We start from the raw sequence: 19,660 nt of genomic DNA on the forward strand, positions 1-19,660 counted from the left end.
AGGTTCATGACGGGCGCCATCGAAGACTACGCACTACTGGGCAATTGCCGCAGCGCAGCACTGGTGGGCCGGGACGGCTCGCTGGACTGGCTGTGCTTTCCACGCTTCGACTCGCCGGCCTGCTTTGCCGCGCTGCTGGGCGACGAAGAAAACGGGCGCTGGCAGATCGCGCCGCGCGAAGCACCACTGGAGGTAACCCGCGAGTACCAGCAGGACACCTTGATCCTGCACACCACCTTCGTCACTGCCAGCGGCCGTGCGCGGCTGATCGACTGCATGCCGCTGGACGACGCGCACCACAGCGTGCTGCGCATCGTCGAGGGGCTGGAGGGCGAGGTGGCCTTCGACATGGACCTGGTGATGCGCTTCGACTATGGCAGCAGCGTGCCCTGGGTCGAGAAGCTCGACCCGCTGACCCTGACCGCCGTGGCCGGGCCGGACCGCCTGACCCTGCGCAGCACGGTAAGCACCCACGCACGCGATCACCATACCGGCAGCCGCTTCAGCGTGAAGGCCGGGCAGCGCCACACCTTCAGCCTGAGCCACCAGCCATCGCACCTGCCGTTGCAGCCGGCCTTCGAGCCGGAGCAGGCGCTGCTGGACACCGCGCACAAGTGGCGCGAGTTTGCTGCGCGCTGCCCGCAGGTGGGCGAGCACACGGCGCGGGTCAAGCGCTCGCTGATCACCCTCAAGGCGCTGACCTATGCACCCACCGGCGGCATCGTGGCCGCGGCCACCACCTCGCTGCCGGAGCACCTGGGTGGCGAGCGCAACTGGGATTACCGCTACTGCTGGCTGCGCGATGCCACCATGACCTTGCTGGCGTTCATGAACCTGGGTTACTTCGAGGAGGCCCAGGCCTGGCGCGAATGGCTGCTGCGCTCGGTGGCGGGCAACCCCGAGCAGATGCAGATCATGTACGGCCTGGCCGGCGAGCGCCGGCTGCCGGAGTACGAGCTGCCCTGGCTGGCCGGCTATGCCGGTTCGCAGCCGGTGCGGGTGGGCAATGCCGCGGCGGTGCAGCACCAGCTGGACATCTATGGCGAGGTGGCCGATGCGCTGTGTCAGGCGATGCGTGGCGGCCTGCCGCGCTTGCCGCGCAGTGCGGCGATCGGGCGGGTGATCATGCCGTACCTGGAGACCATCTGGCGCCAGCCCGACGAGGGCATCTGGGAGGTGCGCGGGCCGCAGCAGCATTTCACCCACTCCAAGGTGATGGCCTGGGTGGCGTTCGATCGGGCGGCCAGCCTGAGCGAGCCGACCGAGGAGGGCAAAGCCCAGGCTGCGCACTACCGCGAGGTGGCCGCGCAGATCCATCGCCAGGTGTGCGAGCAGGGCGTCGATGCGCAGCTGGGCTGTTTTGTGCAGGCCTATGGCTCGCAGGAGATGGACGCGAGCCTGCTGCAGATTGCCCTGACCGGTTTTCTGCCAGCCGACGACCCGAGGTTTCTGGCAACCCTGGCGCAGATCGAGAAGCGCCTGCTGCATGACGGGCTGGTGCGCCGCTACGACAGCGACAGCGGCTGCGATGGGCTGGCGCCGGGGGAGGGTACGTTTCTGGTGTGCTCGTTCTGGCTGGCGGACGTGTACGTGCTGCTGGGGCGTCAGCAAGAGGCCCAGGCGTTGTTCGAGCGCCTGTGCGGGCTGTGCAACGATGTGGGGCTGCTGGCCGAGCAGTACGACCCGCAAGGTGGCCGCATGCTGGGCAATTTCCCGCAGGCCTTCAGCCATATCGGCATCATCAACACGGCGTTGAACCTGCACCGGGCGCAGTGTCCGGTGCGCGACAGGGCCCGCTGCGGGTGACTGCGGTGGCCGCTTCGCCGGCAAGGTCGGCTCCTGCAGTGCAGGAGCAACAGCCCAGCCTTTGGCACAAGCGCCGCCTACGGTCTGCGATATAGTCCAGCCACCCCATCCCGCGTCAGCCCAAGGAGTGCCACGTGACCGACTACACCGCGTTCAAGGTCGAACTGTCGAACAGCATCGCCCACGTCCAGATCAACCGCCCGGAAAAGATCAACGCCATGAATGCCGCGTTCTGGAGCGAGATCGTCGAGATCTTCCAGTGGATCGACGAGACCGACGCGGTGCGCGTGGTGGTGATCAGCGGCGCCGGCAAGCATTTTTCTTCCGGCATCGACCTGATGCTGCTGGCCTCGGTGGCCAACGAAATGGGCAAGGACGTAGGCCGCAACGCGCGCCTGCTGCGGCGCAAGATCCTGCAGATGCAGGCCTCGTTCAATGCCGTGGATACTTGCCGCAAGCCGGTGCTGGCAGCCATCCAGGGCTACTGCCTGGGCGGCGCGATCGACCTGATCGCCGCCTGCGACATGCGCTACGCGGCTGCCGATGCGCAGTTCTCGATCAAGGAAATCGACATGGGCATGGCCGCCGACGTCGGCACCCTGCAGCGCCTGCCTCGCATCATCGGCGACGGCATGCTGCGCGAGCTGGCCTACACCGGGCGCACTGTCGGTGCCGACGAGGCGCGCCAGATCGGCCTGGTCAACCGCACCTTCGACGATCAGGCGAGCCTGCTGGACGGGGTCTTTGCGATTGCCGCCGAGATCGCGGGCAAATCCCCGATCGCCGTGGCCGGCACCAAGGAGATGCTCAGCTACATGCGCGATCACCGCATCGACGACGGGCTGGAATACATTGCCACCTGGAACGCTGCCATGTTGCAATCCACCGACCTGCGGGTGGCGATGGCCGCCAGCATGAGCAAACAGAAACCGCAGTTCGACGACTGAGCCCGGTCGCGAACCCTCAAGGAACGCAACATGTCAGCGCGCTGGACCACTGCAGTACTGGACCCCAACACCCCCGGCGGCCTGGCCGTCGCCCACTGTGCCGAGGGCTTTCTGGTGGACGCCAACGGCACGCTGTTCCCGCGGGACTGGCTCAGGCGCCAGGACCTGGACGTGGTGTGCGAGCACGGCATCGGCCACTTCGACGGCCAGCCGGTGTTTCTGCTCGAACTGCGCTCGGCACAGGCGCCGCAGGGCTGCAGCTGGCGCGGCCTGCGCCAGTTCATGCTGGAAGGCGATTCCGATACCTACACCCTCCTCGGTTATGCCGCGCAGATCGCCACCTGGGCCCGCGAGCACCGCTTTTGCGGCAGTTGCGGGCAGGCGATGGTGCAGATCCAGTGGGAGCGCGCGATGTACTGCGCCGGCTGCGAGCTGCGCAGCTACCCGCGCATTTCGCCGAGCATGATCGTGCTGATCACCCGTGGCGACGAGATACTGCTGGCGCGCTCGCCACGCTTCGTGACCGGCGTGTACAGCACCCTGGCCGGGTTTGCCGAGCCAGGCGAGTCTGCCGAGGACTGCCTGGTGCGCGAGGTGCGTGAAGAGGTGGCGCTGGAGGTGAAGAACCTCCAGTACGTGGGCAGCCAGTGCTGGCCGTTCCCGCATTCGATGATGCTGGGCTTTCATGCCGAATACGCCGGCGGCGAGATCGTGATGCAGGCCGACGAGATCGAGGATGCCCAGTGGTTCAGCGTGCATGCGCTGCCGCCGTTGCCGGCGGGCCGCTCGATTGCGCGTTACCTGATCGACCTTTATGTGGCGCGCCGCCTAGGCCTGGCCGAACCAGTGCTGCCACGCTAGGCGCACGGTCAGGGCCAGCACCACGGTGATGAACACCGGGCGGATGAACTTGCTGCCGCCGCTGATGGCGGTGCGTGCGCCGAAGAACGCGCCGACCATCAGCGACGAGCCCATGGCCAGGCCCACCGCCCAGTCTACCTGGCCGGAGAAGATGAACACCGACAGTGCTGCGGCGTTGCTCACGAAGTTCATGCTGCGCGCCACGCCACTGGCCTTGACCAGGTCGATGGGGTAGAGCAGCAGGGTGCTGACGGTCCAGAACGCGCCGGTGCCCGGGCCGGCCACGCCGTCATAGAAACCCAGGGTCAGGCCCTGGGGCAGTTGCCACTTCTTCTTAATCGGCGCATCGGCGTCCAGCGGCGCCTTGGGCGTGCCGCCGAACAGCAGGTAAACGCCGCAGGCGAACACCACCACCGGGAGCATCTTGTTCAGCCATTCGGCCGGCAGGTAGTGGGCAACGATGGCGCCGATGAAGGCCCCTACCAGGGTACCGACCAGGGCATGTCGCCACTGTGCGGGGTGGAACAGCTTGCGCCGGTAGTAGGTGAAGCCGGCGGTGGCCGAGCCGAAGGTGGAGCTGAGCTTGTTGGTGCCCAGCACCAGGTGCGGCGGCATGCCGGCGGTGAGCAGGGCGGGGGTGGTGAGCAGGCCGCCGCCGCCGGCGATGGCGTCGATGAACCCGGCCACGAAGGCCACGGCGGCAAGAATGGCTAGGGTGGTGAGATCTACGCTGAGTTCGAAGGGCATGGTGTTGGGCTTATTCGACTGGGGCGCAGAACGGTAAAGCTGCGCCTGAGGGGCGCTATGGTAAAGGAGATGGTGCGTGCCTGTCAGGGCCCTATCGCGGGTCAAGCCCGCTCCCACAGAAATAGCGGTGATCCTTGTGGGAGCGGGCTTGACCCGCTTTGCGGTATCAGGACAGGAACCCCCCATCCACATTCAACGCCGTACCGGTGGTGTAGCTGGACGCATCGCTGGCCAGGTACAGCACCGCGCCCGCCATCTCCTTCGGATCGGCCACGCGCTTGAGCGGGATCTGCTGCAGCGCCGTGTTCAGGATCGCTTCGTTCTTGACCAGCGCCGAGGCGAACCTGGTGTCGGTCAGCCCCGGCAGCAGCGCATTGCAGCGGATGCCAAAGGGGGCGCATTCCTTGGCGAACACCTTGGTCATGTTGATCACCGCCGCCTTGGTCACCGAGTAGATCCCCTGGAACACCCCCGGCGATACGCCATTGATCGACGCCACGTTGATGATGCTGCCGCCGCCGTTTTCGCGCATCAGCTTGCCGGCCTCGACCGACATGAAGAAGTAGCCGCGGATGTTCACGTCGACGGTCTTCTGGAAGGCGCTCAGGTCGGTGTCCAGCACGTTGCAGAACTGCGGGTTGGTGGCGGCGTTGTTGACCAGGATGTCCAGGCGCCCGAACTGCTCGCGAATGCCGGCGAACACCGCGCCGATCTGTTCCATCTCGCCAATGTGGCAGGCCACCGCCGTGGCCTTGCCGCCGGCGGCGATGATCGCGTCGGCCACGTGCTGGCAGCCGTCGAGCTTGCGGCTGGACACGATCACGTGGGCACCCTGCTGGGCCAGCAGGTGGGCAATCGCCTCGCCGATGCCGCGGCTGGCGCCGGACACGAAGGCGATCTTGCCGTCGAGGTCGAACAACTGGGTCTTGGACATGGGGCGGGTTCCTTGTAGTTGTAGGGCGTCAGAGCGTGGATTTGCCGATGACCTGCAGGCTCATGTGCTCCAGCAGCTTGTTCATGTGCACGAACTGGGCGAAGCGCTTGTCCTGGGTCTGGCCATGGAAGAAGCGGTAGTAGATCTGCTGCACGATGCCGGCCAGGCGGAACAGGCCGTAGGTGTAGTAGAAGTCGAAGTTGTCGATCTGCAGCCCGGCACGTTCGGCGTAGTAGTCGACGAACTGGCGGCGGGTGAGCATGCCCGGTGCGTTGCTCGGCTGGCGACGCATCAGTTGCACGGGCGCCGGGTCGCCGGCTTCGATCCAGTAGGCCAGGGTATTGCCCAGGTCCATCAGCGGGTCGCCGAGGGTGGTCATTTCCCAGTCCAGCACGCCGATGATGCGCATGGGGTTGTCGGCGTCGAGGATCACGTTGTCGAAGCGGTAGTCGTTGTGCACGATGGCGGGGCGTGGGTGGTCGGCCGGCATCTTCTCGCGCAGCCAGGCGATCACCGCTTCCCAGCGCGGTGCATCCGGGGTCAGGGCCTTTTCATAACGTGCGCTCCAGCCTTCGATCTGGCGCTGCACATAGCCTTCGGGCTTGCCCAGGTCGGCCAGGCCGCAGGCGGTGTAGTCCACCTGGTGCAGCTCGACCAGGCGGTCGATGAAGCTCTTGCACAGGGCTTCGGTGCGCTGGCTGTCCAGGCCCAGCTCGGGGGGCAGGTCCGAGCGCAGGATGATGCCCTTGACCCGGTCCATCACGTAGAACTCGCCGCCGATCAGCGATTCGTCGGTGCAGTGCACGTAGGCCTTGGGGCAATAGGGGAAGCCGCTGTTGAGCTGGTTGAGGATGCGAAACTCGCGGCCCATGTCGTGGGCCGACTTGGCCTTTTGCCCGAACGGCGGGCGGCGCAGCACGAACTCGCGGTCCGGGTAGCTGAGCAGGTAGGTGAGGTTGGACGCGCCACCGGGGAACTGGCTGATCACCGGCGTGCCGCTCAGGCCCGGAATGCTGGCCTTGAGATAAGGGTCGATGAGGGCGGCATCGAGTTCTTCGCCGGGGCGAACCTGGGTCGACTGGTCGGTGAGCGTCATGCTTTTCCCTTATTCTGAAAGTCGCTGATTATTGTTTAATCTAATTCTCGTGGATAAACCGAACAAGTGTTTGACGGTGTTATAGGCCAGCGTGTTGCACCACGATCACCACCCCTGATGCCGGGCGAAAAAAAACCGAAGCACAAGGCTTCGGTTCTGGTCGGCATCAGCGCAAGGCTCAGGCCGGGAACAGCTCGCTGAGTTTCATCGACAGCATCATGTCGCCTTCGACGCGCAGCTTGCCGCCCATGAAGGCCTGCATGCCGTCGGTTTCGCCGCTGACGATGCCCTTGAGGGTTTCGCTGTCCAGCACCAGGGTGCAGTTGGCGTCAGGGTTTTCGCCTTCCTGCAGGTCGCAGGTGCCGTCCTTGACGATCAGCGAGAAGTGCTTGTCTTCGTCGGTGATGTTGAAGCCGAACACCAGGTCCAGGCCGGCAGCGGCGGCAGGGTTGAACTTCTCTTGCATGGCTTGAACGGCTTTAGCTACGTCGGTCATGGTGTATTCCTTATTAAGTGATGTAAGCGACCCTGGGGCCGCAACAGGCCGGTGCTCATCGGTAGGTGATGAGCGCCGGCACCCTCAGCAACTGCACGTGGGCCTGGTTGTTGAAGGAAGCCAGCGCCACCTCGCGGCCACGAAACTTCAGCTGGCTGAGCGAGGTGTTGATGATCTGCCAGTTCAGCGCGAACGCCTGGCTGGGGGTGATGCCGGTGATCAGGTGGAGCAGGGCGGTGATGGTGCCGCCGGAGGTGAAGATGGCAATGTTGTCGCCTTGCCCGGCCTCGCGCAGCAGGCGTTGCAGGCCGTCGTGCACCTGCTCGACGAAGCCCTGCCAGCTTTGCAGGCCGTCGACATCGTGCTCGCCGCCGTGCCAGCGCTGCACCAGCAGGGCGAACAGGCGCTGGAACTCGCTGCGGTTGTCGCGGGCATTGCGCAGGATGTGCAGCGCCTCGGGCTCGTCCGGCAGCAGGCCGGGCAGCAGCGCGCGGATGACGGCGTCGGCGTCGAATTCGTTGAAGGCAGGGTCGGTTTCCAGGCTGGGTACCGCGCTGCCGGCAGCCTGCAGGCGGGCCAGGGCCAGGCGTGCGGTGTGCTGCTGGCGGCGCAGGTCGCCGGCCACGCAGCGATCCAGGCGCAGGCCCAGCTGGGCGAGGTGATCGCCCAGTGCTTCGCTCTGGGCAATGCCGGTCGGCGACAACACGTCGTAGTCGTCGGCACCAAAGGAGGCCTGGCCATGTCGAATGAGGTAGATGCTGCCCACGTCGTATGCCTGGAGTGAAGGTTCTGGCGAGGGTAGGTGGCCGATGGCGGCCTGTCAACGAAAAAACATACAAGCGTTTGAAAAGGTCGTTTGAACTGCGTTTCGGGGCGTTGCCCACGCTGGTGGAGGCGTGGCCGCGCCGGTATGCTTGGGCCACGTTTGGCGCCGTACGGGCGCAGACATGTTAAGGAGCTACTGTGGATTTTCTTGCTGAATACGCCAGCTTTCTGGCCAAGACCGCGACCCTGGTGATCGCGCTCCTGGTGGTGTTGTCGGCCATTGCCGGGTTGCGCGGCAAGGGCCGGCGCAAGGCCGGGGGGCAGTTGCACGTGACTCGCCTCAACGATTTCTACAAGGATCTGCGCGAGCGCCTGGAGTCGGGTCTGCTCGACAAGTCCCAGCTCAAGGCCCTGCGCAAGCAGCAGGCCAAGCGCGACAAGCAGCAGAAGAAAAAGCCCGAGGACAAGCCGCGGGTGTTCGTGCTGGATTTCGACGGCGACATCAAGGCCTCGGCCACCGAGAGCCTGCGCAATGAAATCACCGCGCTGCTGACCCTCGCCACGCCCAAGGACGAAGTGGTACTGCGCCTTGAAAGCGGTGGCGGCATGGTGCACAGCTATGGCCTGGCCTCCTCGCAGCTGGCGCGTATCCGCCAGGCCGGCGTGCCGCTGACGGTGTGCATCGACAAGGTGGCGGCCAGCGGCGGCTACATGATGGCCTGCATCGGTGACAGGATCGTCAGTGCGCCCTTCGCCATTCTGGGCTCCATCGGGGTGGTGGCGCAGTTGCCCAACGTCAACCGCCTGCTGAAAAAGCACGATGTCGACTTCGAGGTGTTCACGGCGGGTGAGTACAAGCGCACCGTGACCGTGTTTGGCGAAAACACCGAGAAGGGCCGCGAGAAGTTCCAGGAAGACCTGGACGTGACCCATCAGCTGTTCAAGGATTTCGTCTCGCGTTACCGCCCGCAGTTGCACATCGATGAGGTGGCCACCGGCGAGGTCTGGCTGGGGGTGGCGGCATTGAACAAGCAACTGGTGGACGAACTGCGCACCAGTGACGAATACCTGAGCGAACGCGCTCGCGATTCGAACCTGTATCACCTGCATTTTGCCGAACGCAAGAGCCTGCAGGAGCGCGTTGGCCTGGCTGCCAGCGCCTCCATCGAGAACACCCTGGTGGGCTTGTGGAGCCGCCTGGGCCGCTGGCGCTGAGCAATATGTAGCACTTCATCTGCGTCATGATGGGGTCTGCTTGGGGTTCAATCTACCCCGAGGACCATCATGACCACTCCCACCGATTCCACCCACACCTATGTCACCCCGGGGCCGCATGGCCCCTTCATCCATCAGCGCATGCCTGACTGGCTCAAGCACTCCACCCCTGCAAGTTTTGCGGCCCTGAGCCGGCCCTGGGGTGCCGAACAGCACCAGGGCGCAGGGGATGCGCCGGCGCCCTGGTTCAGCAATGCCCGCGAGGACCAGCGCCAGGCACTGCTCGCCTGCCAGCAGCGCGCCCGCGCCTGCGCCGACGCGTTGGCGCGTACCCTGCGCCCCCTCAAAGGCATCGTCGAGTTCGCCGAGCCGCTGCTCAAGGCCAGGCTCAAGCGCGACTTGCAGCGCGACGACGACGTCAACACCCACGAATTCGTGCACGTCACCCACGACACCGAACTGCTGGGCGCGCTGGTGCGCGTGGTGCCCAGGCGCCAGAGCCTGCTGCAGGCGGCGCTGCAGAACTTTGCCCGGGATGCCGAATTCGACGACGGTACGGCCCTGGCGGCCAAGGGCGCATTTTCCATGGCGCTGGTACCTGGCAGCGAGCACGCGCCGCGCTATCGCTACGTTTACAGCAGCAAGCTGGCGGTGGCCCCGCGCGACTTTGCCCGCGTGTGCCATGAGCTGGACCTGGGCAAGCAGTACCAGGACCACCTGGCTGCGGTGTACGAGGCGCCGGCCACCCATGATCGGGTTCGCCGGCAGTCCATCGAGGCCTACAAGGCGCGCCTGCGCGTGCGCGCCTGGATTGCGGCGATGAAGGGCGAGATTGGCGAGGCTGCCCGCAGCGCCTTGCTCGGCTGGCTCGATGGCACCGGTGCCGCCCAGTACAACGGCAAGCCCCTGGTGTTCAGCACCCTGGAAATGTTCGGCATTGGCTTATCCGGTATCTGGGTGGCCAGCGCCGACCGCCTGCTCAGCGAGCAGACCGAGCCTGTGCTGGTGTATGTGCCGGGCGCGCCCCTGTACCCGCTCAAGGAATACCCGAGCATCGAGGCGTTCAAGCGCGACCTGCGCATCAACCTGATTTCGCCCGCCTATCAGCAGGCCATGCGCGGTTGTGTGGCCCGGGCCGATGAAGAGCGCTTCTTCGGGCTGCTGGAAAGCAATCTGTTTCACCTGGTCGATGGCCAGCACGGGCTGCTGGAGCGCCAGCCCAACCTGGAGGCGGACCTGTACCTGCGTGAACACCGGGTGGAAGAAGACCTGTTCGAGTTGCAGCATCGACGCCTGATCGAGAAGGCCAAGGCTGATGCGCGGCACCTGGCCGTGCCCAGTGCCGACGCGGACGAAGCGGCCCGCGAGGCGCGCCTGGCGTACTGGGAAAGCATCGGTCTGAACGTGCTCAACAGCGCCGCCTTCTTCGTACCCGGGTTGGGGGAGGTGATGGCGGTGGTGGCGGCAGGCCAGTTGATCGGGGAGGTGGTCGAGGGCATCGAGGACTGGGAGGTGGGTGATCGCGAGCTGGCCATGGCGCACCTGCAGTCGGTGGCACTGAACATTGCATTCGCCGTGGGCCTGGGGCTTGCCCTCAAGCCGTTGGCCGTCGGGCCGGGCAGCGAGTTGCTGGAAGGCACAATCCAGATCAGGCTGGCCAACGGGCAGTACCGGCTGTGGAAGCCGCAGCTGGAGCCCTATGCTGCGGATGTCGATCTGTCGGGGGTCGTGCCGGACCTTCAGGGGCGCTACAGCGTGGGCGACAAGACCTACATTCGTGTGCAGGGCCGCGCCTACGAGGTGGTCGGCACCGAAGCGGGCCAGTACCAGGTCCGCCATCCTCGCGATGACGCCTACCAGCCGCCGGTGGTGCACAACGGCGCCGGGGCCTGGCGCCTCGAGGCCGAAGACCCGCAGCAGTGGGAAGGCCTGACGTTGTGGCGGCGCCTGGGCCATCTGGTGGACGGCATGGGTGACGAGGACCTGCTGAACATGGCCGCCATCACCGGCATCGACGAGGCACGCCTGCGCCGCCTGCACAGCAACAACGAGCCTTTGCCGGCGTTGCTCGGCGACAGCCTGGTGCGCTGGCAGATGAGCCGCAGGGTGACGGATGTGATTGCGGCCATGCGCGACGGGCAACCACTGGCCACCGAGCTCGATGCCTTGCCCCTGGCCTTGCTCACACGCATGCCGGGTTGGCCGGCCGGCGTGCTGGTACGGGTGATGGAGGACGGGCAGCTGGTCAAGGAGTACGGTACGCCGCTGAGCGCCGACAACCGGACCCTGTCGATCACGCGCCAGGAACTGGTCGACGGTCGCTTCCTGACAACGCTGCTGCAGGGCTTGACCGAACAGGAAGAGAAGGCCCTGTTCGGCCCCTACCTGGCCAGGACCGAGGCTGGTCGCCTGACGCAATTGCGTGAAGCCTATGCCCGTTACGCCAGCGTCAACCGCAGCCAGGTGTTCGACAGCCTCTACCGCGCCGACCCGGTGCAGGAGGTGGCGGGCATGGCGGTGGTACGCAAGCAGTTTGCCGGGCTGGCGTGGCGGCAGGCCAGAGAGCTGGTCGAGAGTGCCAGCGTCAGCGAGCGAGCGCAGCTCACCGCCAACCCGCCGCGGGTGCCGTTGCGCCTGGCCGAACAGGCCCGCTGGCTGGTGGAGCAGGCGCGCGTGGTGCGTGCCCGTGAGGGCCTCTACCTGGGCTACACCGATCGCCTGGACTGCCTGAAGGTTGCCATGGACCAGTTGCAGGCCTTGCCGGGTTGGTCTGGCGATGTGCTGTTGCAGGTACGTGAAGGCAGCCCGTGGGGCGATGAGCTCAAGGCGGTCGGGCGCAGCACGGCCACCGGCACCAAGCGTATTCTCGCGCGGCTGGACGAGGGCTATCAGGCTTATGACAGCGAGCATAACGCGCTGGGCGGGGTGGAGCCGTTGTGCGCCGCCATGCTGCATGCGCTGCCCGACAGCGAGCGCGTGCTGCTTGGCCTGAACATCAACCAGGCCGACGCGTTGCGCCTGATGTTGGCCGAGAATGCCGCCAAGGATACGGCTGCGGTGCGTAGCAGCATCGGCGTGCGTCCGCGCACGCGCTGGTTCAAGCCGCCAATGCGCATGCTCGATGGCCAGATCGGTTATCCGCTCAGTGGCCGGCGCCCGTTCGGCAGGCCGCAGACGCCGATGCAGCGGGCCCGGGCGCTGTACCCCGACCTGGCGGTGGACGAGGTGCAGGCCTTTTTGCAGGAGCTAGGCGAGGGGCTCAGTGAGGAGGAGCTGCTGGTCAAGCTTGAGGGGCGGCGCCAGGAACTGTTCAAGCTGATCGATGAGCTGACCGCCTGGCGCAACGATCAGTCCGTGAGTTTCGCCGCCCGTCGCCACCGGGAGGTGGCGGCCGATCGCATCGAGCGTTGCTGGCGGCGCCAGACCAGCCCGGTGGTAACCGTTGAAGGGCGAACCGTCGGCTACACCCTCAACCTGTCGGAGACGCGCCTTGAAGGTCTGCCGATTCTGAGTGCCGATTTCAGCCATGTGGCGTCGTTGTTCATGCGCGACATGCAGTTGAGTGAATTGCCCGAGGCCTTTGTCGAGCAGTTTGCCAATACGCGCTGGCTCAACCTTTCCAACAACCTGTTCAACACCCTGCCTGCCGCGCTGGAAGCCATACCGCGCATCACCCGGCTGACGTTCAGCTACAACAGCCTGGTCATGGATGCTGCTGCCAACGCGGTGCTGGCCAAACTGGTTCGCCTGAGAATCCTCAACCTGGACCATAACCCGTTGATAACCGCGCCCGATGTTTCGACCCTGGCCGACCTGCGCGGGCTCAGGCTGCAGCACACGGGCATCAGTACCTGGCCGACCGGCCTGATGGACCTTGACATGCTCGAAGAGGTCGACCTGCGCTCCAACAACATTCAGGTGGTGCCGCAGGACGTGCTGGCGCCCGCAGCCGAGCGTGTCGATCGGGTGCTGAGGATCAATCGGGTCACCAGCCTGCACGGCAACCCGATCGATGCCGACAGCCAGGTCAGGCTGACGGTCTATCGTCAGCGTACGCGTATCAGCTTTGGCGTGACGCCAAACCTGCGCGTCCATTTTGCGCCCGAGCCGATGGCTGCCGGTGCCACGGCCTGGCTTGCCGGTGCAGATGCGGTGCAGGCGGCCGAACTGCAGGCGATGTGGGATGCGCTCAAGGCCGAACCGGGCACCGGCGAACTGTTCCGGCTGTTCGATGACCTGGGGGAGACGTCCGATTTTCGCGAGACCTACGACGACCTCAAGCAGCGGGTGTGGACGCTGATCAAGGCAGTGAGCGCCAACACGGCGCTGCGCGAGGAGGTACTGCAGACCCTGGACAGCGTGCGCAACTGTGGCGATGCGGTGATCCTGGTGTTCAGCCAGCTTGAGGTGCAGGTGCTGATCAACCACGCCCTGGCGCTGGGTACCCAGCTGGGTGCCGAGTGGTCACTGATGAAGCTGGCGCGTGGGCTGTATCGTCTGGAGCAGGTCGAGCTGATTGCCCGGCGCGTCATCGATGCACGTGTGCGTGCTGGCACGGTGGTGGACGAGGTCGAAGTGCGACTGGCTTACCGTACCGCGTTGACCGAGCCGCTCGAACTGCCGGGGCAGCCCAACACCATGCGCTACCGAGCCACTGCCCAGGTCACCGATGCCGATATCAAGGCTGCGCAGAAGGAGATCGAAGAGGGCGAGACGCCGGCAGTGCTCAAGGCTTCGATTGCCCAGCGCGACTTCTGGGTCAGCTACCTGAAGGTGCAGTATGCCGAGCGCTACCAGCGCATCGCCAAGCCGCTGCACGCCCGCATGGAGGCCTTGCAGGCAGATGCCGATGCCGGGCACATCACCGAAGCGGCGTACCTGCGCCAGAGCCACGTACTGCAAGCCAACCTGGCCAAGGAGGAGAAAAAGTTGCTGGAGACGCTGACGGCAGAAATCTGGAACAGCGTGCCTGACCAGGTCACCCGGTTGTAAATTCGACGCCACAAAAAAAGGCCCCGCAAGGGGCCTTTTTCATGGGGCGGTGTTCAGCGTCGACGGAACAGCGGCTGCGGCTCGTCGGTGGCGGCCTGGTAGGTCACCGAGAAGTCCTGCAGGCTCTGCAGCGCTTCGACCGGGTCCTTGTCGGCCCGCAGGGCGAAGGCGTCGAAACCGCAACGCTTCATGTAGAACAGCTGATCGCGCAGCACGTCGCCGATGGCACGCAGCTCGCCGGTGAACTTGTAGCGGTCACGCAGCAGGCGCGCATTGGAGTAGTTGCGCCCGTCGGTGAAGGCCGGGAAGTTCAACGCGATGACCTGGAAGCTGGCCACGTCATCGCCGATTTCCTCGGCTTCCTCGTCGGCATCCAGCCACACGCCCAGGCCGCCGTCGCGGGCCTTGAGGGCATGGGCGTGCTCGCGCCACAGGTGCAGCGGCACGATGTAGTCGTCGCAGTTGGTCAGTTCGTCCAGGGTGACGTCCTTGGGCAGTAGGTGCCAGGTTTCGTCGACGATCTGGTTGCCCTTAATGATTCGCTGCATAGACGCGCTCCTTGAAAGGGTCGATGCCAATACGTTGGTAGGTGTCGATGAAGCGCTCGTCTTCAGTACGTTTCTCGACGTACACATCGATCAGCTTCTCGATCACGTCCGGCATGTCGTCCTGGGCGAACGAGGGGCCGAGGATCTTGCCCAGGCTGGCGTCGCGGCTGGCGCTGCCACCCAGGGACACCTGGTAGAACTCCTCGCCCTTCTTGTCCACCCCGAGAATGCCGATATGGCCGACGTGGTGGTGGCCGCAGGCGTTCATGCAGCCGGAGATGTTCAGGTCCAGTTCGCCGATGTCGAACAGGTAGTCCAGGTCGTCGAAGCGGCGCTGGATGGATTCGGCGATCGGGATCGACTTGGCGTTGGCCAGCGAGCAGAAGTCGCCACCCGGGCAGCAGATGATGTCGGTCAGCAGGCCGATGTTCGGCGTGGCGAAGCCGTTTTCACGCAGCTCCAGCCACAGCGCGTGCAGCTGGCGCTGCTCGACGTCGGCCAGGATGATGTTCTGCTCGTGGGAGGTGCGCAACTGGCCGAAGCTGTAGCGTTCGGCAAGGTCGGCCACCGCGTCCAGCTGCTTGTCGGTCAGGTCGCCCGGCGCCACGCCGGTCGGCTTGAGCGACAGGGTAACGGCCACATAGCCCGGCTTCTTGTGCGCCAGGGTATTGCGCGTGCGCCAGCGGGCGAAGCCGGGGTGCTGCTGGTCGAGCTCGGCCAGCTGGCTGTCGAGGTTGTCCAGCGCCAGGTAGTCGGGGTCGACGAAGTGCTTGGCCACGCGATGCACTTCGGCATCGGTCAGGGTGGTGCTGCCGCCGCGCAGGTGCTCCATTTCGGCGTCGACCTTCTGGGCGAACACCTCCGGCGTGAGGGCCTTGACCAGGATCTTGATGCGCGCCTTGTACTTGTTGTCACGGCGACCGTAACGGTTGTACACGCGCAGGATCGCGTCCAGGTAGCTGAGCAGGTCCTGCCAGGGCAGAAATTCGTTGATGAAGGCGCCCACCACCGGGGTACGGCCCAGGCCGCCGCCGACCAGCACGCGAAAGCCCAGTTCGCCGGCCGCGTTGTGCACCGGCTCCAGGCCGATGTCGTGCACTTCGATGGCCGCACGGTCGCTGGCCGAGCCATTGATGGCGATCTTGAACTTGCGCGGCAGGTACGCGAACTCGGGGTGGAAGGTGGTCCACTGACGCACGATTTCACACCATGGGCGCGGGTCGATCACTTCGTCGGCGGCAACGCCGGCGAACTGGTCGGTGGTGACGTTGCGCAGGCAGTTGCCGCTGGTCTGGATCGCGTGCATCTGCACCGTGGCCAGCTCGGCGAGGATCTCGGGGATGTCCTCCAGGGCTGGCCAGTTGTACTGCACGTTCTGCCGGGTACTGATGTGCGCGTAGCCCTTGTCGTAGTCGCGAGCGATTTTGGCCAGCATCCGGGTCTGGCGCGACGTCAGCTGGCCGTAGGGCACGGCTACCCGCAACATCGGGGCAAAACGTTGAATATAGAGGCCATTTTGCAGGCGCAGGGGGCGGAACTCTTCTTCGCTCAGCTCACCGGCCAGGTAGCGTCGGGTCTGGTCTCGGAACTGCTTGACGCGGTCCTCGATGATCCGCTGATCGTACTCGTCGTATACGTACATAGGGGTCCTGTTCTCAGGCTGCTTGCAGCTAATCGCGCGCACGGCCGCGCACTCCGGGGCGGAGCCGAGGCAAGATAGCAGTTTGCGTTTATGCGCAAAAGTGATGTTTTTGCATATGAAAAGAACTATATGGACTAAGTGAGACTGGCTAGCGTTTGGCTGTCACCTGAGCGTTGCCCGTGCCGTCGCGGTTATACTCGGCGCTTTGCGTTGCAGGAGCGTACTCGAATGCTCAAGGCCTTGTGCCTGTCGGTGTGGCTGGGCCTGTCGCTGGTGAGTGGCGCCCAGGCGGCCTCGGTGGTGTTTCTCAATCCGGGCAATGCCGACGAGACCTTCTGGGTCAGTTACTCGCGTTTCATGCAAGGCGCCGCGCAGAACCTGGGCATGTCCCTGCGAGTCGAGTACAGCGGGCGTGATCGCCAGCGTGTGCTGCATCAGGCGCGACAGGCGCTTCAGGGGCCGCAGCGGCCGGACTACCTGGTGCTGGTCAACGAGCAGTACGTGGCGCCGGAGATCATCCGCCTGTCGCGCGGCAGCGGGGTCAGGCTGTTTCTGGTCAACAACGGCCTGACGGTCGACCAGGCGCGGCAGGTGCACGAGTATCCGGACCGTTATCCGCCGGTCCTCGGCACCCTGACCGGCAACGACGAGGAGGCCGGCTACCGCATGCTCAAGACGCTGGTCGAGCAGTTGCCGCCCGCTGCCCTAGAGCAGGGCGTGGACCTGCTGGCGTTCTCGGGGTTGAAGCACACCCCGGCGGCGCAGTTGCGTGAGCAGGGCATGCACCGGGCGTTGGCCGAGTTGCCCGGCGTGCACCTGCGCCAGCTGGTGTATGGGGAATGGAGTCGCCAGCGCGCCTATGAGCAGGCGCAGTTGCTGGGTGCGCGTTATCCGCGTACGCAGCTGGTGTGGTCGGCCAATGACGAGATGGCGTTCGGCGCGATGCAGGCATTCGAGGAGGCCGGGCGGGTGCCGGGCCGGGATGTGCTGTTCAGTGCGGTGAACAGTTCGCCGCAGGCCCTGCAGGCGCGAATCGAGGGTCGATTGAGCGTGTTGATGGGCGGGCACTTTTCTCTGGGCGGGTGGGCCATGGTGCTGCTGCACGATGATGCGCAGGGCGTGCCGATCGGTCAGTTGCTCGCCCGGCCGCGGCCGGTGCCGGTGCTTCAGCTGATCGATGCGGTCAAGGCACGGCGCTGGCTCACGCTTGAACAGCAGGGCGACTATGGGCTGGATTTCAAGGGGTTCAGCGCCGTTGGCAAGGCGCCAGGGTATCGATACCCGTTCCTGAAGGACGCGATGGACTACTAACCGACGAGCTGTACAAAAACCCTGCTTGAGCAAAGGGCATTGCTGGACTTAACTGCATCAGGTGCAGTGCATTCCCATAACCACAACAAGAGGCAATGCAATGGGAAATCCAAGCAAGGCAAGCAAGCCGGACAGCAGTGTCGATGCGTGGGCGATACTCTGCCTGATTGTGCTGGTGGTCGTGACGGCGGTTTACTGGGTCAGTCATCAATAGGCGACGCCGCAAGAGCGAATCAACCCGCTCTTGCGGACATGCCGGTACAGCACCACCCTCAAGCCTTCAGCAAAGCCTCCGGTGCCTCGGCAGGCACCGGTCGCCCGATGGCCTGCTCGACCCGGCGCGCCACCACCGGGTCATCGGCAAAGGGTATGAGGCTTGCCTGGTCATCCACCTGGTCGCTATGGCGCCTGAGGCAGGCGCTGGTGATCAGGTAGAAGAACACCAGTCCGGTCACGCAGTACAACCCATATGCCCAGCCGTTCATTCGCTGCCCCTTACGCCATCTGCGCGTTGTCCAGTGCCAGTTTCGGGTCTGCCACGCGTACCGTGCGCCAGGTGTTCCAGGCCATCAGCAGCATCCCGCTCAGGAAGCACACGCCACCGACGAAGCGCACGATGAAGCCCGGGTGGCTGGCCACCAGTGCCTCCACGAACGAGTAGGTGAGGGTGCCGTCGTCGTTGATCGCGCGCCACATCAGGCCCTGGGTGATGCCGTTGACCCACATCGAGGCGATGTACAGCACGGTACCGATGGTGGCCAGCCAGAAGTGCAGGTTGATCAGCCCGATGCTGTACATCTTCTCGCGGCCGAACACCTTGGGAATCATGTGGTACAGCGCGCCGAAGGTGATCATCGCCACCCAGCCCAGCGCACCCGCGTGCACGTGGCCGATGGTCCAGTCGGTGTAGTGCGACAGGGCGTTGACGGTCTTGATCGCCATCATCGGGCCTTCGAAGGTCGACATGCCGTAGAACGCCAGCGACAGCACCAGGAAACGCAGGATCGGGTCGCTGCGCAGCTTATGCCAGGCGCCCGAGAGGGTCATCATGCCGTTGATCATGCCGCCCCAGCTCGGGGCCAGCAGGATGATCGACATCGCCATGCCCAGCGACTGCGCCCAGTCGGGCAGGGCGGTGTAGTGCAGGTGGTGCGGGCCTGCCCAGATGTACAGGGTGATCAGCGCCCAAAAGTGCACGATCGACAGGCGGTAGGAATACACCGGCTTGCCGACCTGCTTGGGCACGAAGTAGTACATCATCCCCAGGAAGCCGGTGGTCAGGAAGAAGCCCACCGCGTTGTGGCCGTACCACCACTGCACCATCGCATCGGTGGCCCCCGCGTACACCGGGTAGGACTTGAACCAGCTGACCGGAATCGACAGGTGGTTGACCACGTGCAGCATCGCGATGACCACGATGAAGGCCCCGAAGAACCAGTTGCCGACATAGATGTGCGTGCCCTTGCGGCGCAGCAGGGTGCCGAAGAACACCACGCCATAGGCCACCCACACGATCGCCATCCACACCGCGCCGGTGAATTCGATCTCGGCGTATTCCTTGGTGGTGGTAAGGCCCAGGGGCAGGCTCAGCAGCATGATCACGATGGTCGCCTGCCAGCCCCAGAAGGTGAAGGCCGTCAGCCAGTCGCTGTAGAGGCGTACCTGGCAGGTGCGCTGCACCGCGTAGTAGCTGGCGGCAAATTGCGCGCTGCCGGCGAAACCGAAGATCACCAGGCTGGTGTGCAGGGGGCGCAGGCGGCCGAAGGTGGTCCAGGGCAGGTCCAGGTTGAGCTCCGGCCAGACCAGTTGCGAGGCGATCCATACGCCCATGGCCATGCCGACGATGCCCCACACCACCGTCATGACCACGAACTGCCGGACCACCTTGTAGTTGTAGGCCTGTGCCTGTTGATGAGTACTCATGGCTGTTTATCCGCGTTTCCTTCCTAGCCCACCCCCCGACGGGACGAGCACAGGCGCTGACTCTAGAAAGCCTGCCGCAGACAAAACAGACTCAGAAACAGGCCTTATATACGGATCAGATAAAAGCCCTGTATTCATTGGGCAAAAGCGCTACTGATCTGTAACAGGTGCGACATTTGAACGCTGTTATGCGGCCTAAATCGCCGTCAACGGGGTGACCATCGGCCGCAGCCAGGGTTCATTGGAATTATCTTGACATCACCGCGAAACGCAGTAGAGAATTTCACAAACTTTGCGCGCAAAGTTTTGCAGGCAGGGGCTTTCTGTCGTTGTTGCAGGCGTTGCGCGATCCGATACGACACTTAACGCGCCAGGGC

At 64.8% G+C, this 19,660-nt stretch carries 15 protein-coding genes; 6 read left to right on the forward strand and 9 right to left on the reverse strand.

Features of this window, described 5'->3' with window-relative positions; translation table 11 throughout:
* Positions 1-6: 6 nt before the first annotated feature.
* From V9K84_RS06275 to nudC, 3 genes are all read left to right on the forward strand, one after another.
* The gene (locus V9K84_RS06275) at positions 7-1,806 is read left to right on the forward strand and encodes a glycoside hydrolase family 15 protein (protein WP_054915454.1); all 1,800 of its coding nucleotides are present in this window, start codon (positions 7-9) and stop codon (positions 1,804-1,806) included.
* Positions 1,807-1,940: 134 nt separating this feature from the next.
* Entirely contained in the window at positions 1,941-2,753 is an 813-nt protein-coding gene (locus V9K84_RS06280; RefSeq protein ID WP_043859926.1) for a crotonase/enoyl-CoA hydratase family protein, read from the forward strand.
* A 30-nt stretch (positions 2,754-2,783) separates the two neighbouring features.
* Positions 2,784-3,614 (forward strand): NAD(+) diphosphatase, encoded by an 831-nt coding sequence (nudC, locus tag V9K84_RS06285; RefSeq protein ID WP_088515426.1) that lies wholly within the window; start codon positions 2,784-2,786, stop codon positions 3,612-3,614.
* On the opposite strand, the gene V9K84_RS06290 is transcribed toward nudC, so the two are convergent.
* The 5 genes from V9K84_RS06290 to V9K84_RS06310 form a co-directional block, all read right to left on the reverse strand.
* Positions 3,582-4,361, reverse strand: a complete 780-nt coding sequence (locus V9K84_RS06290) for a TSUP family transporter (RefSeq protein WP_043859924.1) — start codon at positions 4,359-4,361, stop codon at positions 3,582-3,584. The two genes, nudC and V9K84_RS06290, sit on opposite strands and share 33 nt — an antisense overlap.
* A 166-nt stretch (positions 4,362-4,527) precedes the next feature.
* A complete protein-coding gene (locus V9K84_RS06295; RefSeq protein WP_043859923.1) occupies positions 4,528-5,295 on the reverse strand; it encodes an SDR family oxidoreductase in 768 nt (255 codons plus the stop codon).
* 28 nt (positions 5,296-5,323) lie between these two features.
* Positions 5,324-6,391 carry a phosphotransferase family protein gene (locus V9K84_RS06300; RefSeq protein WP_054915451.1) on the reverse strand — a complete coding sequence of 356 codons (1,068 nt, stop codon included), beginning with the start codon at positions 6,389-6,391 and terminating at the stop codon, positions 5,324-5,326.
* A gap of 178 nt (positions 6,392-6,569) precedes the next feature.
* Positions 6,570-6,887, reverse strand: a complete 318-nt coding sequence (locus V9K84_RS06305; RefSeq protein WP_043859921.1) for an SCP2 sterol-binding domain-containing protein — start codon at positions 6,885-6,887, stop codon at positions 6,570-6,572.
* Positions 6,888-6,942: 55 nt separating this feature from the next.
* Positions 6,943-7,653, reverse strand: a complete 711-nt coding sequence (locus tag V9K84_RS06310) for a histidine phosphatase family protein (RefSeq protein WP_088515425.1) — start codon at positions 7,651-7,653, stop codon at positions 6,943-6,945.
* 197 nt (positions 7,654-7,850) lie between these two features.
* Here V9K84_RS06310 and sohB point away from each other — a divergent pair, with 197 nt between their 5' ends.
* Both sohB and V9K84_RS06320 read left to right on the forward strand, forming a co-directional pair.
* Complete coding sequence (sohB, locus tag V9K84_RS06315) at positions 7,851-8,867, forward strand: protease SohB (protein WP_088515424.1); 1,017 nt, start codon at positions 7,851-7,853, stop codon at positions 8,865-8,867.
* 69 nt (positions 8,868-8,936) lie between these two features.
* Positions 8,937-13,859, forward strand: a complete 4,923-nt coding sequence (locus V9K84_RS06320) for an NEL-type E3 ubiquitin ligase domain-containing protein (protein ID WP_088515423.1) — start codon at positions 8,937-8,939, stop codon at positions 13,857-13,859.
* A 53-nt stretch (positions 13,860-13,912) separates the two neighbouring features.
* Here the strand turns inward: V9K84_RS06320 and V9K84_RS06325 are convergent, their stop codons facing one another.
* The gene (locus V9K84_RS06325; protein WP_043859917.1) at positions 13,913-14,407 is read right to left on the reverse strand and encodes a DUF934 domain-containing protein; all 495 of its coding nucleotides are present in this window, start codon (positions 14,405-14,407) and stop codon (positions 13,913-13,915) included.
* Complete coding sequence (locus V9K84_RS06330; protein ID WP_043859916.1) at positions 14,391-16,049, reverse strand: nitrite/sulfite reductase; 1,659 nt, start codon at positions 16,047-16,049, stop codon at positions 14,391-14,393. The genes V9K84_RS06325 and V9K84_RS06330 overlap by 17 nt, the downstream gene beginning before the upstream one ends.
* A 228-nt stretch (positions 16,050-16,277) precedes the next feature.
* Between V9K84_RS06330 and V9K84_RS06335 the strand changes: the two genes are divergently transcribed.
* Positions 16,278-17,360, forward strand: coding sequence for an ABC transporter substrate-binding protein (locus V9K84_RS06335; protein ID WP_058541135.1), 1,083 nt, complete (start codon positions 16,278-16,280; stop codon positions 17,358-17,360).
* A gap of 272 nt (positions 17,361-17,632) precedes the next feature.
* Here V9K84_RS06335 and V9K84_RS06340 read toward each other — a convergent pair whose 3' ends face one another.
* On the reverse strand, positions 17,633-17,845 hold the full coding sequence (locus V9K84_RS06340) for a hypothetical protein (protein ID WP_054915446.1): 213 nt from the start codon (positions 17,843-17,845) through the stop codon (positions 17,633-17,635).
* A gap of 10 nt (positions 17,846-17,855) precedes the next feature.
* The gene (gene ccoN, locus V9K84_RS06345) at positions 17,856-19,283 is read right to left on the reverse strand and encodes a cytochrome-c oxidase, cbb3-type subunit I (protein WP_043863022.1); all 1,428 of its coding nucleotides are present in this window, start codon (positions 19,281-19,283) and stop codon (positions 17,856-17,858) included.
* Positions 19,284-19,660 lie beyond the last annotated feature (377 nt).

Origin of the sequence: Pseudomonas sp. AE27 (genome assembly GCF_037113495.1) — a bacterium.
GTDB classification, from domain to species: Bacteria; Pseudomonadota; Gammaproteobacteria; order Pseudomonadales; family Pseudomonadaceae; genus Aquipseudomonas; species Aquipseudomonas palmensis.